Genomic DNA, 13,180 nt, shown 5'->3' with positions numbered 1-13,180 from the left:
GACAGGTGGCGGAGGGGGTGGGATTCGAACCCACGGTGGGCTTGCACCCACGGCGGTTTTCAAGACCGCTGCCTTAAACCACTCGGCCACCCCTCCTGATAGCCCGAGGCGGGCTCGGGACTGTGGCAACCTCTAAGGCTGCGAACCCGAGGTCGTCAACTCGTATCGATTCCTATGCAGCGGGGACAGTCTCAAGAAATAACAGGTCTAGCACCTGATTCATTAACTACGTCACGTCGTGCAGGCTGCAGGCCGTGAGTATGGCCAAGCCAGTTGGCCCTACATAGATACAGCGCATCTAAAAGCGCGCCCTTGAGCCAAAATACTGAAATTATTAATTTTTTTTCATGGGTAGGGCCGAATTAGGTCGCATATGGAAGCGAGGCCTCATAGATGACGGCTTTCTCAACTTGGGGCCATCGGAGAATGCAAATAGCTGAAACCGTTGTCTTTTCACGCTCATATGATACTCAGTATCAAGATCACTAGCTTTGCCATTGACAAGCGCGGCTGTTTAACTTTCCTTTAAGGGCTGAAAAGCAGTTTAGCTTGATGTCTGGGGCAAACGTGGACTGGGCCATGCTTCGTGCTGACAACAGGATGCGAGACGACATGCGTTGCAACCGCGCTGAAGCGAACACCGGGCTGAGGGGAACGATCTCATCCTCCACTCAGCGGAATCTGCTCCGCGTTGCAGGCGTTACGGCCATTGCCCTGATGGCGGCCAACTGCTCCTCGAATGTCAGGGGAGGGGTCGATCCGAAGTACGGCGTTGCTCCGAGCCCAAAAGTGGTTGCCGATGGGCAGCCTGTTCCGAAGGGCGGCGGCCGTGACATGGTCGGCAAGCCTTACACGGTTGCTGGCCGCACCTACGTTCCCGATGCCACCCCACGCCCGACTGAGGGCCTAGCCTCGTGGTATGGAGCGAATTTCCACGGACGCATGACGGCGAATGGTGAGGTGTTTGATCGCGCCTCGATCGCAGCTGCCCATACGACAATGCCGCTGCCGAGCTATGCCCGTGTCACGAATCTCCAGAACGGTCGATCCATGATCGTTCGCGTCAACGATCGCGGGCCTTTCCATGGCAACCGGGTGATCGATGTCTCCGAACGCGCCGCCATGGCTCTCGACTTCAAGCAGCAGGGGACGGCCCGAGTGAAGGTGGAGTATGTCGGCCGGGCGTCCACCAACGGGAGCGACGACCGCATCCTGATGGCGAGCCTCAGGACGGACGGCCAGCCCGCCAGTCTCACCAACACGGCTCCGACAATGATTGCCCAGGCGGCTCCGCAGCCGAACGCTCCGCGTCAAGCCATCGCCCTGCGCAGCTACGAGCCTGACAGTGAGGCTTACCAGTCTCCCGCCCGGGCCTCCCAGTCTTCAGCGATGCCCAGTGCGGTCGCCGTCAATGCACCGTTGCCGCCCGAGCGTCCCTTCGATCTCGGCACGATTCCCGGTGCGGCAAGCCCGGTGGCCAGAATCAGCTCGGCAGCTCCGAGCCAGCAGCCGGCCTCCCGCCCGGTGGTCGCCAGCCTTTATGAGACACCTTCCAGCACGGGGCCGTCTGGCTTCCAGAGAGGCGGCTCATCCACAGGTCCCGCTGCGCAGAACTTCGTGCTCCGCTAAGCCGGAAAAACTGTCTCTCCTGAGCTTCGCGCCTCCGCGCACAGCCCAGCGTGGCTGAATGTTGATTTGTTGTTGACGCGCCACAGATTCGGGATCTCCTAGGGGAAGAGCCTGGAGATTTCTAGCTATGCGTCAGCCTCAAGCCGCCCGAATCCTTGCGGCCTTTGTGTTTGTAGTCAGTGGTTTGTCCTTTTCGTCTCACGGGACGCAGGAAGCGCGGGCCCAGGAGTTCCAGACGGCAGCCCCCACGGCCATCCTGATGGATGCCGGAAGCCATGCGGTTCTTTTCGAGAAGAACGCGGATGAGCCGACGGCACCGGCCAGCATGGCGAAGGTCATGACGGCCGAGGTCGTTTTCAACGAGATCAAGAACGGCCGTTTGAATTTCGACAGCGAGTTCGTGGTGTCGGAGAATGCCTGGCGGAAGGGCGGAAGCGGCTCCGGCGGCTCGTCCATGTTCGCCAAAGTGAATACCCCTGTACGCCTTGAGGACCTCCTGCGTGGCCTGATCGTGCAATCGGGCAACGATGCCGCCATCGCCCTTGCCGAAGGCATTGCCGGAACCGAGGAAAACTTCGCCCGCATGATGAACGAGCGGGCCAAGCAGATTGGTCTCTCGAAGTCCACCTTCCGCAACTCGACGGGCTACGGGCACCCCGAGCAGAAGGTCACCGTTCGCGACCTCGCCAAGCTCGCCCTCTATGTCATCGAGACTTACCCGGATCTCTACAAGATGTTCGGTGAGCGCGAGTTCACTTGGAACAAGATCCGCCAGCAGAACCGTAATCCTCTGCTCTTCGCGGATATTGGCGCGGACGGGCTGAAAACCGGTAATATCGACGAAGCTGGCTATGGCCTCATCGGCTCCGCTGTTCAGAACGACCAGCGCCTGATCGTGGTGGTGAACGGCCTGAAGACGGCCAAGGACCGAGCGACGGAATCCAGAAAGCTCCTGGATTGGGGCTTCCGGGCCTTCGAGGCCCAGCAGTTGTTTGCGGAAGGGCAGGTCGTTGGCGAGGCTCAGGTTTTCGGTGGGAACATGCGCTCGCTTCCCCTTGTGGCGAAGAAGCCTGTTCGTGTACTTGTGCCCCGTGGCGACGGCGAGCGGGTGACCGCACGCATCGTTTATACCGGTCCTCTGAAGGCTCCCATCCAGAAGGGAGCCGAGGTGGCCCGGCTTCAGGTCAGCCGTGGTGACATGCAGGCGCTCGATATGCCGCTCTATGCCAACGAGGATGTCCAGCAGGGCACGCTGAGCCAGCGGGCACTCGATGGCTTGCTTGAATTCAGCACGGGTTGGGTTCGCCGCGCATTCTCGAGCCTCGTCGAAAGCATTTAATGGTAGGTTGCTTCATCACCTTTGAGGGCGGGGAGGGCGCAGGCAAGTCGACCCAGATCGAGCGGCTCAAACAACGGCTGGGGGAACTGGCCCAGCCGGCTCTCGTGACGCGCGAGCCGGGCGGATCGCCTCATGCGGAGGAGATCCGCGCATTCATTCTGGGAGGGCACGCCAAGCATCTCGGCCCCTTCGCGGAAGCCCTACTGTTCGCCGCCGCCCGCATCGACCACCTGGACAGGACGATCATTCCGGCCCTTAACCGCGGCACTCACGTCCTCTGCGACCGTTTCGCGGACTCAACCAGGGCCTATCAGGGTTCGGCCGGGAACATCGACACGGCGCTCATCGACCAACTCGAGCGGGTAACGCTTCGGGGCGTCAAACCCGACCTGACGTTCATCCTCGATCTTCCGGCTGAAACCGGCCTCGCCCGCGCCCGGGAGCGCCAGGCGGGCAGGGGCGAGGGTGCGGACCGGTTTGAAGGGGAGGAAGCCTCCTTTCATCACTCCTTGCGCCAAGCCTTTCTATCCATCGCCCGTTCCGAGCCGAAACGATGCGTGGTCATCAATGCCGACCAGGAGCCCGACGAGGTCGGGGCGGCGATATGGGCTTCCTTACGTGAGAGGCTGCCTCAGCTCGCCCAGAACCGCTTGTCGGACAATGCCTTGAGGTCGCTCGATGTCGCGTGACGCTCAGGACGTGGTCGAGCCGGATGGGTTCGAGGGAGCGCCGCATCCCCGGGAGCAGTTCGCCTTCTTCGGCCATCGGGAAGGCGAGGACGCTTTTCTGGAGGGGCTCCAGAGCGGTCGCCTGCACCATGCCTGGCTGATCGGCGGGGCCCAGGGCATCGGCAAGGCAACGCTCGCGTATCGCGTTGCCCGAGCCGTCCTCGACTCCCAGAAAGCGGGCGACAAGTCGCTCGCCAGCCTGGACGTGCCGCCTGAATCCCAGGTGGCGCGTCAGGTCGCAGCCCTGTCCCATCCCAATCTGGCCGTGCTGAGGCGGTCTCCGCCGACAGACAAGAAGGCGGCATCGACAACGATTCCCGTGGACGCGGTGCGTCGGGCGCTCAACATGTTCGGCTCCACAGCCGCTAACGGAGGTTATCGGGTCTGTATCGTGGACAGCGCCGAGGATCTCACCATCTCGAGCGCCAACGCCCTGCTCAAAGTGATCGAGGAGCCACCCCCGCGCTCGCTCTTCCTGATTGTGAGCCATGCCCCGCAACGGGTTCTGCCGACCATACGCTCCCGCTGCCGACGCCTGCTCCTGCGCCCCCTGGAGAACCAGGAGATTAGGGCAGCCATTACCTCGCTTGGCTCACCATGGTCGGGCATTCCGCAGGACGTGGTCGATCAGGCGCTCCGCTATGGAGAAGGGTCCGTCCGCCGGACCCTCGAGCTGCTCGATGCCGAGAAGGTCGCCTTCATCGATCAGGTCACGAAGCTCCTCGACGGGCTGCCAAAGACCGACACCAAGCAGGTCCTCGCCCTGGCGGAGGCTCTCGCCCGGCGCGACGCGGACGACAGCTACGAGCTGACCCTGGAAACCGTCCAGCGCTGGGTGTCCGAGCGTTTGCACGACAGAGCAGGGCTCGGAGCCTCCCGCCTTGCACCTTTGGTGGAGGTATGTGAGAAGATCGGCCGTTCGGCGCGCGAGATCGACGTGTTCAACCTCGACCGCCGGCCCTTCATCCTGACGATGTTCGACGATCTTGCCGAAGCTGTTCGGCGAGCGGCCTGAAGCCTCCGCCGTCCGCAGGAGCCGAAGGGTATTATAGGATCAGGGATTCGACATGGCTGACAAGCAGAAGTTCTACATCACCACGGCTATCTCGTACCCGAATGGGGCTCCCCATATCGGTCATGCCTACGAGGTCGTCGCCTCGGATGCGATCGCGCGGTTCAAGCGCATCGACGGCTATGATGTGTTCTTCATGACCGGCACGGACGAGCACGGGCTCAAGATTCAGCAGACCGCCGACAAGAACGACACCACGCCGAAGGACTTCGTCGACGAGATGGCCGCCAAGTTCCGCGCCATGGCGGACCGGCTCGACTGCTCTTACGACCGCTTCATCCGCACCACCGATGCGGATCATGTGCCTTCGACCCAGGAGCTCTGGCGCCGGATGCAGGAGAAGGGGGACATCTATCTTTCCAAGTATTCCGGCTGGTACTCGGTCCGGGACGAGGCCTATTACGACGAGGCCGAGCTGACCAAGCAGCCCGACGGCAGCTGGCGTGCGCCCACGGGAACACCTGTCGAATGGATCGAGGAGGAGAGCTACTTCTTCCGCCTTTCCGCCTATCAGGACCGCCTGCTCGCCCATTACGAGGCTCACCCGGACTTCATCAGCCCGGAGACCCGCCGGAACGAGATCACCAGCTTCGTCAGGTCTGGCCTGCAGGATCTCTCGATCAGCCGCACGACCTTCAACTGGGGCCTGCCGGTGCCCGGCGATCCGAAACACGTGATGTATGTGTGGATCGACGCGCTCAACAACTACATGACCGGATGCGGCTTCCCGAACCAGGACGATCCGCGCTGGCATTACTGGCCGGCCGATGTGCACATCATCGGCAAAGACATCCTCCGCTTCCACACGGTCTATTGGCCGGCCTTCCTGATGTCGGCCGAGCTGCCGCTGCCCAAGCGCGTCTTCGGTCACGGCTTCCTGCTCAACAAGGGCGAGAAGATGTCGAAGTCGGTCGGCAACGTGGTCGATCCTTTCGACCTCGCCGACACCTATGGCGTCGATCAGATCCGCTACTTCTTCATGCGCGAGGTTCCCTTCGGGCAGGATGGCAACTACTCCCACGAGGCCATCGTCAACCGCATCAACGCGGATCTCGCGAACGATCTCGGCAACCTGGCGCAGCGCTCCCTGTCCATGATCGCCAAGAACTGCGACGCTTCCGTGCCGCAGCCGGGGGAGCTCACCCAGGCCGACCAGGACATGCTCTGGCTCGCCGATGCCCTGCCGGCGAAGACACGGGCAGCCATGAAGGATTTCGCCCTGCATACGACGCTGGCGGAAATCTGGGCCGTAGTGGCCGAGGCCAACCGGTATTTCGCCTCCCAGGAGCCCTGGGTGCTGCGCAAGACCAACCCTGAGCGCATGAACACCGTGCTTTACGTAACGGCTGAGATCCTGCGCGCGGTCGGTATCCTGGCTCAGCCTTTCGTGCCGAACGCCGCGGCCAAGCTGCTCGATCTGCTGGCTGTTCCGCAGGAGGGCAGGGGTCTTGCTGCGGTCGGGCCGGAGCATCGTCTGGCAGCCGGGACGGCCCTTCCGCAACCGGCCCCGATTTTCCCGCGTTATCTCGAAGCGGAGGTGTCCTGACGCTTCCGCTTTGACTGGCCCGAAAGGGCCCCAAGCGGAAGCGTTCCATGTACACCACCTTCATGTTCGCCACCGGGATCGAGAACAGCATCCCGACGATCAACAATGGCCGCACTCGCATCGATCAGATGGAGAAGTGCGGCCATTACAAGCACTGGCGGACCGACTTCGACCTCCTGGACGAGCTCGATATCCAGGTCCTGCGCTATGGGCCGCCGCTTCACACGAGCTTTCTCGGTCCTGGCCGCTACGACTGGTCCTTTGCGGACATGACATTCGGCGAGATCCATCGCCGCAACCTCATCCCCATCGTTGACCTGTGCCATTTCGGTGTTCCCGACTGGATCGGCAACTTCCAGAATCCAGATTTCCCAGATCTCTTCGCAGCTTACGCGGAAGACTTCGCGCGTCGCTTTCCTTGGGTTCAGCTCTATACCCCGATCAACGAGATGTTCATCTGTGCCCAGTTCTCGGCTGCCTATGGCTGGTGGAACGAGCAGATGCGCAGCGAACAGGCATTCGTGACGGCGCTCAAGCACATCGTGAAGGCCAATGTGCTGGCCATGGAAAGGATCCTCAAGGTTCGCCCGGATGCCCTGTTCATTCAGAGTGAGTCATCAGAGTATTTTCACGCCGAGAACCCGGCTGCCATCAAGCCAGCCGAGATCATGAACGCCCGCCGCTTCCTGTCCCTCGATCTGAACTATGGCCGGCGGGTCGACTCGGAGATGTACGAGTTCCTGATGGATAACGGGATGACGCGGGACGAGTATCATTTCTTCCTCAGCCGTTCATCGCTCCGTCACCACTGCATCATGGGAAACGACTATTACGTCACAAACGAGCATAGGGTCGCGGCGGACGGACTGACGAGGGCCGCCGGTGACGTGTTCGGCTACGACGAGATTACCCGACAATATTATGATCGTTACAAGCTGCCGGTCATGCATACCGAGACGAACCTCATGGAGGGTCCAACGGGCCAGGAAGCCGTGGATTGGCTCTGGAAGCAGTGGGCCAACGTGCTTCACGTCCGCAATACCGGCGTGCCGATTGTCGGCTTCACCTGGTACTCGTTGACCGATCAGGTGGATTGGGACGTGGCTCTCCGAGAGGAAAACAACCGCGTCACGCCCGTAGGCCTCTACGATCTCGACCGCAATATCCGTCCCGTGGGGCGCTGCTACAAGCAACTGATCCATTCCTGGTGCGATGTTCTGCCGGCCCAGAGCGTGTGCCTCACTGTTCCCGTCGTTCGGCCACAGGAGTATGATGAGGTTGCAGTTCGCAGACACCAGGAGCGGCTGCGCAAGATGCGGCGCAAGGAAACAAAAGAGGACGATGAGCCTGTGGCAACCGCCCAGGGCGGGCATCGGTAGACGAGAGCGCTGATCCAATTTATGCAGCCGTGCCGCTAGCCGCAGAGGAGGGCTCCTTTACCCATGTTGGTCGACAGCCATTGCCACCTGGATTTCCCGGATTTCCAAAGCCGTTTGCCCGAGGTGTTCTCTGCCGCCACGGCGGCGGGCGTCGGCCGGATGGTGACTATCTCGACCCATGTGGCGCGCTTCGACATCTATCGGGCTCTGGCGGAAGCGCATGAGAGCGTTTTCTGCACTGTCGGCACCCACCCCCACAATGCAGCGCTGGAGCCGGACGTGCCTGCGGAACGGCTTATCGAGTTGTCGCACCATCCACGCTGCGTCGCCATCGGCGAAGCAGGCCTTGACTATCACTACGACAAGAGCCCGCACGACGTGCAACAGCGGGTCTTCCGCACCCATATCGAGGCGGCCCGTGAAACCGGTCTGCCGCTGGTCATCCATGCCCGGAATGCCGACGAGGACATGATCCAGATCCTATCTGAGGAAATGAGGCGAGGGCGCTTCGATGCGGTTCTCCACTGTTTCTCATCCGGCGAGAAACTCGCCCAGGTTGGCGTCGAACTGGGGCTCTACGTCTCGTTTTCCGGGATCCTGACCTTCCGGAACTCGGAGGAGATCCGCCGGATCGCGGCGTCCGTTCCCCACGACCGACTGCTGGTCGAAACCGATGCGCCCTACCTGGCTCCGGTCCCGCACCGGGGCAAAACCAACGAGCCGGCCTTCGTGGCTCATACGGCCCGCGTCCTCGCCGAGGTGATCGGCGTGACGGAACAGAAGATCGCGGAGCTGACGACGGCCAATTTCTACCGGCACTTCGCCAAGGCGGCTGCTGCCGACGCTCGGTACAGGCAGGCGCTCGCATCATGACCTTGCGCCTGACGATCCTCGGCTGCGGATCTTCCGCCGGCGTGCCGCGCGTGGGTGTCGGCTGGGGCGCTTGCGATCCAGCCAATCCCAAGAACCGGCGCAGGCGCTGTTCCGTACTGGTGGAGCGGTTCGCCCCGGGTGGCGCCGTTACCACCGTGCTGGTCGATACTGGTCCGGACGTACGCGACCAGCTGCTCAGTGCCAATGTCCGCCGTCTGGACGCGGTTCTCTACACCCACGAGCATGCCGACCACATTCATGGGATCGACGATCTGCGCCCGCTCGCCCTCGTCCAGCGACACCGGATCCCGGTCTATGCCGACCGGATGACCAGCGAACTGTTGATGATGCGTTTCGGCTACTGTTTCGATACCCCAGCCGGGAGCAGCTACCCGCCAATCCTGAAGATGCACCATCTGCGGCCTGGGGTCTTGACCTCGGTGCCAGGGCTTGGCGGCACCGTCGAGGCGATGCCGTTCAGAATGATCCATGGGGACATCGATACCCTAGGATTCCGGTTCGGGAGCATCGCCTATGCTCCGGACGTGAGCGAGATGCCTGAAGAGAGCTTGCGGTATCTGGAGGGTCTGGACGTCCTGATCCTCGATGCCTTGCGCTACACGCCGCATCCGACGCATTTCTCCGTATCGGAGGCCCTGGGCTTCATCGATAAGATGAAGCCCAAGCGCGCCATCCTGACGAACCTGCATACGGATCTCGACTACGAGACGCTGCGGAGCGAACTGCCGTCGCATATCGAGCCGGCCTATGACGGGCTTCAGATTGAAGCGCCATGACGGGGCGACGTACCGGTCAGTATCCGCACACACCGGATGGTCGCTATTTCGTGGTTCGCGGTCGATTGTGGCGCCTGAGCAATCCAGATCTCGAGCCTCAGGAGCGCGAGCGCCTCGTACACGAGTTGATGTCAGCGCGCCGGGCAGTCCGCAGCGTCAAGGATGATCCTGAGGCCCTGGCCGGAGTTCGTGGCCTGGTTGATGCCGCAAAGCGGGCGCTCGGTGAGCGTGGTCCGGTTTGGTGGAGTGACGGAGCGCCGGATTACAATCGGCAGCTGGTCAGAGACACGCCGTATGCGGAATGGTTTGCCTCGCTCAGCGCAAAACCACATATCGACCAGGAGCGAGAGAGGCCAGGCAATCTACCTATTTAAGTTCCATAATATATCTTATGCGAATTAGATATTGAGCAATGCCAGCCTCTCCCCTCGGATTGGGAGCAGTCTATTCGGAGTTCTTGGCGAGGATTTTGCGGTTGGTGATGAGCGGCTCATCAATGCCGCTCATCGCATGGCGCCAGTCTGAGCATGTTCGATCGAACAAAGTCCGAATGCCGAGCCATCCGAACTCAGCGCCTTAGGATGCCGCCTCCGGCTCTGCCACTTCGTCCAGAGCTGTCCAGCTATGGGTGATATCGGCTACGGCGCCGAGCATGATCGAGGCCGAGCAGTACTTCTCCTTAGACAGTTGGATCGCCCGCTCCACCTTCGCCGGCGCCAGATCCTTGCCAGCGACGCGGTATTCCAGATGGATCTTCGTAAAGACCTTGGGATCGGTCTCGGCACGCTCTGCCGTCACCTCGACCTCGCAATCCGAGACCTGCTCTCGGCCCTTCCTGAGGATCTGCACCACGTCGAAGGCCGTGCAGCCACCAAGGCCGATCAGCAGCATCTCCATGGGGCGGATCCCCAGATTGTGCCCGCCGTATTCAGGTGCGCCATCCATCACGACGGCATGCCCGCTGCCGGACTCGCCCACGAACATCATCCCATCGACCAGTTTGACCCGTGCCTTCATCGTGCTCTTCCCCAATCCTCTCAAAGAGTTCGGCTCTATTCATACACCGCTACACAAGGGACATGGCGCAAATCCCGCTAGCCGCGTGTTTTGTCCTCAGGCTATGAGACTGGCGGAGCGAGCAGGAATTAACCATGAAGCCTTCGACCGACATCACACGCCTTTTGGAGATCATGGCAGCCCTGCGCACACCCGGAACAGGCTGTCCTTGGGACCTCGAGCAGGATTTCGCATCGATTACACCTTACACGCTCGAGGAGGCTTACGAGGTCGTGGATGCCATCGAGCGCGGCGATCTGACGGACCTGCGAGACGAACTCGGCGATCTGCTGCTTCAGGTGGTTTTTCATGTCCGCCTGGCCGAGGAGCAGGGTGCCTTCGCCTTCGGCGATGTTGTCGAGGCAATCACGAAGAAGCTTATTCGGCGGCACCCCCACGTCTTCGGCAGCACCAGGGATCTGTCTCCCGAGGATGTGAAGCACCTTTGGGATTCGATTAAAGCCGACGAGAAGGCGGAACGAAAGGCAGAGCGCGCAAAGATGGGCTTGGCGCCGGAAGCGAATGAGGCCGGTTTTCTCGGCGGCATACCGACAGCCCTGCCCGCCCTGACACGAGCCCAGAAGTTGACGGCCAAGGCCGCCAAGGTCGGCTTCGACTGGCCTGACGCCACTCAGGTGATCGACAAGATTCATGAAGAATTCGATGAGGTTAAGGAAGCTGCTTCATCTAAAGAGAGAGACAGAATCGAGGACGAGATCGGCGATCTGCTCTTTTCCGTCACCAATCTCGCCCGGCACTACGGAATCGATCCGGAGCGGGCCCTGCGCCGCACCAACGCCAAGTTCGAGCGCCGCTTCAGGGCTGTCGAGCAGGGCCTTGTCGAGCAGGACCGAAGCCTCGACGAAGCCACGCTCGAAGAGATGGAACGTCTATGGGTTGCTGCCAAGATGGCCGAGCGGGAGCCCGGCGCGCCCTCATAGGACGCGGGCTTCGGGAAACCGATTCAGGAACCGAGGCTCTTTGCCGGCGACGAGGCGCACCTGAAGCACGGTGTGCCCATTGTCCTTCGTCTGGCGATCGAGGATCTCGGTGTTCTCATGAAGCCATGCGAGCCCCTGCCCGTCTTCCGCCGCAACGTTGACCTCGTAGGTCAGCCGTCCCAACGCCAGATGCTGCTCGATGGTGGCGAGCAGCTCGGGGATGCCGTCTCCGGTCAAGGCCGAGATGAGGATCGGCCGCCTCTCCTCGCCGGTTCGCTCTGAGGTCGCGGCGAGTCGTTCCCGATCCTCCTTGGAGAGAAGATCGGCCTTGTTCCAGACCTCGATGATACGCCGCGTGTCATCCGGATCGATCCCGAGTTCCCGCAGAACCACGGCCACGTCGCCTGCCTGGGCCTCCGTCTCCCCATGCGAGACGTCACGGACGTGCAGCAGCACGTCGGCCTCGACGACGTCCTCAAGAGTGGCCCGGAAGGCCGCCACGAGCATGGTGGGCAGATCCGAGATGAAACCGACGGTGTCCGATAGGATGGCCTTCTCGCCGTGGGGCAAGTCGATGGCCCGTGAGGTGGGATCGAGCGTCGCGAACAGCATGTTCTCCGCGAGGACGTCCGCCTGCGTCATGCGGTTGAAGAGCGTGGATTTGCCGGCGTTAGTATAACCGACCAGCGCGATGATCGGATAGGGCACCCGTCGACGGCTTGTTCGATGCAGGGACCGGGTCTTCACGACGCCTTCGAGATCTCGCTCGATCCGGCTCATCCGTTCCTGGATCATGCGCCGGTCGGCTTCGATCTGTGTTTCGCCAGGGCCGCCGAGGAAGCCGAAGCCGCCGCGCTGACGCTCAAGGTGGGTCCAGGAGCGGACCAGCCGACCCTTCTGGTAGGACAGGTGCGCCAGCTCAACCTGAAGGGTGCCCTCCTTTGTCCTGGCACGTCGCCCGAAGATTTCGAGAATCAAGCCAGTCCGGTCGATGACCTTGGCACCCCAGGCTTTTTCGAGATTGCGCTGCTGCACGGGACTCAGCGCGCAGTCCATGACGATGAGCCCGATCTCCTCCGCTCGGACCATTCCCGCCAACTCTTCAACCTTGCCGCTCCCGATGAAGGTGGCAGGACGGGGCGAGGACAAGGGAGCGATGAACGAGTTGACGATGGCCAGGTCAATGGCAAGAGCGAGGCCCGAAATCTCGTCGAGACGAGCTTCCGGGGGGCGAGGATTGCCCCCCTCGCCATCGGTGCCCGTGAGAACACGCCGCTTGCGCGTCAGGTATGGCCCAACAACGAGCGTCCTTGTCCCCGCCGCGACCTCTTTCTCAGGTTCGGCAAGCTGAGCGAGACGTTCTTCCCCCGGCGTGCGTGGTTCGGTCACCTCAAGCCTTCTCGCCAGCCTCGTCGATCTGGTCAAACAACTGAACGGGCTGTCCCGGCATGATGGTGGAAATGGCGTGTTTGTAAACCAGCTGTGAATGACCATCCCTGCGCAGCAGAACGCAGAAATTGTCGAACCAGGTGACCACTCCCTGGAGCTTCACTCCGTTCACGAGAAATATCGTCAGGGGTATTTTCTGCTTCCGGACATAGTTGAGAAAGGTGTCCTGAAGATTCTGCGCGCGATCGCCCGCCATTGAAGTTGCCTCGCCAGCCCATCGCCGCCGGTCTTGGCTATGGGGCCGCCTGAATATGGTTGTCCGCTTTCGTGCGGTCGGTGACCGGCGTTCTTATTACAGGGCGAACAGCCGCGTTCGGCAAGGGGGACGCAACGGTTCTACCCACTCGGAGCGCATTTTCCCGTGGATTTGT

13 protein-coding genes and 1 tRNA gene are annotated in these 13,180 nt (G+C 61.6%); 10 read left to right on the top strand and 4 right to left on the bottom strand.

Annotation, left to right across the window (positions count from 1 at the left end; all coding sequences use genetic code 11):
* Positions 1 to 6 precede the first annotated feature (6 nt).
* A tRNA-Ser gene (locus tag VB618_RS10080) sits at positions 7 to 96 on the bottom strand.
* Positions 97 to 612: 516 nt separating this feature from the next.
* Here VB618_RS10080 and VB618_RS10075 point away from each other — a divergent pair.
* The 9 genes from VB618_RS10075 to VB618_RS10035 all read left to right on the top strand — a co-directional run bounded on the left by VB618_RS10075 (position 613) and on the right by VB618_RS10035 (position 9,737).
* A complete protein-coding gene (locus VB618_RS10075) occupies positions 613 to 1,629 on the top strand; it encodes a septal ring lytic transglycosylase RlpA family protein (protein ID WP_329796491.1) in 1,017 nt (338 codons plus the stop codon).
* Positions 1,630 to 1,756: 127 nt separating this feature from the next.
* Positions 1,757 to 2,968: a D-alanyl-D-alanine carboxypeptidase family protein gene (locus tag VB618_RS10070; RefSeq protein WP_329796490.1), complete on the top strand. Its 1,212-nt coding sequence runs from the start codon at positions 1,757 to 1,759 to the stop codon at positions 2,966 to 2,968.
* Positions 2,968 to 3,657 carry a dTMP kinase gene (gene tmk, locus VB618_RS10065; protein WP_329796489.1) on the top strand — a complete coding sequence of 230 codons (690 nt, stop codon included), beginning with the start codon at positions 2,968 to 2,970 and terminating at the stop codon, positions 3,655 to 3,657. Before VB618_RS10070 ends, tmk begins: the two co-directional genes overlap by 1 nt.
* Positions 3,647 to 4,711, top strand: coding sequence for a DNA polymerase III subunit delta' (locus VB618_RS10060; RefSeq protein ID WP_329796488.1), 1,065 nt, complete (start codon positions 3,647 to 3,649; stop codon positions 4,709 to 4,711). The genes tmk and VB618_RS10060 overlap by 11 nt, the downstream gene beginning before the upstream one ends.
* A 52-nt stretch (positions 4,712 to 4,763) precedes the next feature.
* Positions 4,764 to 6,314, top strand: coding sequence for a methionine--tRNA ligase (gene metG, locus VB618_RS10055; protein ID WP_329796487.1), 1,551 nt, complete (start codon positions 4,764 to 4,766; stop codon positions 6,312 to 6,314).
* 47 nt (positions 6,315 to 6,361) lie between these two features.
* Positions 6,362 to 7,693: a family 1 glycosylhydrolase gene (locus tag VB618_RS10050; protein ID WP_329796486.1), complete on the top strand. Its 1,332-nt coding sequence runs from the start codon at positions 6,362 to 6,364 to the stop codon at positions 7,691 to 7,693.
* A gap of 63 nt (positions 7,694 to 7,756) precedes the next feature.
* Positions 7,757 to 8,566, top strand: a complete 810-nt coding sequence (locus tag VB618_RS10045; RefSeq protein ID WP_329796485.1) for a TatD family hydrolase — start codon at positions 7,757 to 7,759, stop codon at positions 8,564 to 8,566.
* Entirely contained in the window at positions 8,563 to 9,363 is an 801-nt protein-coding gene (locus tag VB618_RS10040) for an MBL fold metallo-hydrolase (RefSeq protein ID WP_329796484.1), read from the top strand. The genes VB618_RS10045 and VB618_RS10040 overlap by 4 nt, the downstream gene beginning before the upstream one ends.
* Positions 9,360 to 9,737, top strand: coding sequence for a hypothetical protein (locus VB618_RS10035; RefSeq protein ID WP_329796483.1), 378 nt, complete (start codon positions 9,360 to 9,362; stop codon positions 9,735 to 9,737). Before VB618_RS10040 ends, VB618_RS10035 begins: the two co-directional genes overlap by 4 nt.
* A gap of 202 nt (positions 9,738 to 9,939) precedes the next feature.
* Here VB618_RS10035 and VB618_RS10030 read toward each other — a convergent pair whose 3' ends face one another.
* Positions 9,940 to 10,380 (bottom strand): OsmC family protein, encoded by a 441-nt coding sequence (locus VB618_RS10030; protein ID WP_329796482.1) that lies wholly within the window; start codon positions 10,378 to 10,380, stop codon positions 9,940 to 9,942.
* Positions 10,381 to 10,514: 134 nt separating this feature from the next.
* Between VB618_RS10030 and mazG the strand changes: the two genes are divergently transcribed.
* Positions 10,515 to 11,360, top strand: a complete 846-nt coding sequence (gene mazG, locus VB618_RS10025) for a nucleoside triphosphate pyrophosphohydrolase (RefSeq protein ID WP_329796481.1) — start codon at positions 10,515 to 10,517, stop codon at positions 11,358 to 11,360.
* Here the strand turns inward: mazG and hflX are convergent.
* Together hflX and hfq are read right to left on the bottom strand one after the other, a co-directional pair.
* On the bottom strand, positions 11,355 to 12,749 hold the full coding sequence (gene hflX, locus VB618_RS10020) for a GTPase HflX (protein WP_329796480.1): 1,395 nt from the start codon (positions 12,747 to 12,749) through the stop codon (positions 11,355 to 11,357). The two genes, mazG and hflX, sit on opposite strands and share 6 nt — an antisense overlap.
* A gap of 1 nt (position 12,750) precedes the next feature.
* Positions 12,751 to 13,005 carry an RNA chaperone Hfq gene (gene hfq, locus VB618_RS10015; protein WP_009491222.1) on the bottom strand — a complete coding sequence of 85 codons (255 nt, stop codon included), beginning with the start codon at positions 13,003 to 13,005 and terminating at the stop codon, positions 12,751 to 12,753.
* Positions 13,006 to 13,180 lie beyond the last annotated feature (175 nt).

The organism is Microvirga sp. CF3062, from assembly GCF_036314045.1.
Lineage (GTDB): Bacteria > Pseudomonadota > Alphaproteobacteria > Rhizobiales > Beijerinckiaceae > Microvirga.
Note: the sequence above shows the minus strand (reverse complement) of the source record. Positions and strands in the feature narration are given on the sequence as shown.

Excerpts from the sequence above, each read along its gene's own strand:
- metG (WP_329796487.1), top strand. The coding sequence starts at position 4,764 with ATGGCTGACAAGCAGAAGTTCTACATCACCACGGCTATCTCGTACCCG.
- VB618_RS10050 (WP_329796486.1), top strand. The coding sequence starts at position 6,362 with ATGTACACCACCTTCATGTTCGCCACCGGGATCGAGAACAGCATCCCG.
- mazG (WP_329796481.1), top strand. The coding sequence starts at position 10,515 with ATGAAGCCTTCGACCGACATCACACGCCTTTTGGAGATCATGGCAGCC.
- VB618_RS10040 (WP_329796484.1), top strand. The coding sequence starts at position 8,563 with ATGACCTTGCGCCTGACGATCCTCGGCTGCGGATCTTCCGCCGGCGTG.
- VB618_RS10035 (WP_329796483.1), top strand. The coding sequence starts at position 9,360 with ATGACGGGGCGACGTACCGGTCAGTATCCGCACACACCGGATGGTCGC.
- VB618_RS10075 (WP_329796491.1), top strand. The coding sequence starts at position 613 with ATGCGTTGCAACCGCGCTGAAGCGAACACCGGGCTGAGGGGAACGATC.
- tmk (WP_329796489.1), top strand. The coding sequence starts at position 2,968 with ATGGTAGGTTGCTTCATCACCTTTGAGGGCGGGGAGGGCGCAGGCAAG.
- VB618_RS10060 (WP_329796488.1), top strand. The coding sequence starts at position 3,647 with ATGTCGCGTGACGCTCAGGACGTGGTCGAGCCGGATGGGTTCGAGGGA.
- VB618_RS10070 (WP_329796490.1), top strand. The coding sequence starts at position 1,757 with ATGCGTCAGCCTCAAGCCGCCCGAATCCTTGCGGCCTTTGTGTTTGTA.
- VB618_RS10030 (WP_329796482.1), bottom strand. The coding sequence starts at position 10,380 with ATGAAGGCACGGGTCAAACTGGTCGATGGGATGATGTTCGTGGGCGAG.
- hfq (WP_009491222.1), bottom strand. The coding sequence starts at position 13,005 with ATGGCGGGCGATCGCGCGCAGAATCTTCAGGACACCTTTCTCAACTAT.
- VB618_RS10045 (WP_329796485.1), top strand. The coding sequence starts at position 7,757 with ATGTTGGTCGACAGCCATTGCCACCTGGATTTCCCGGATTTCCAAAGC.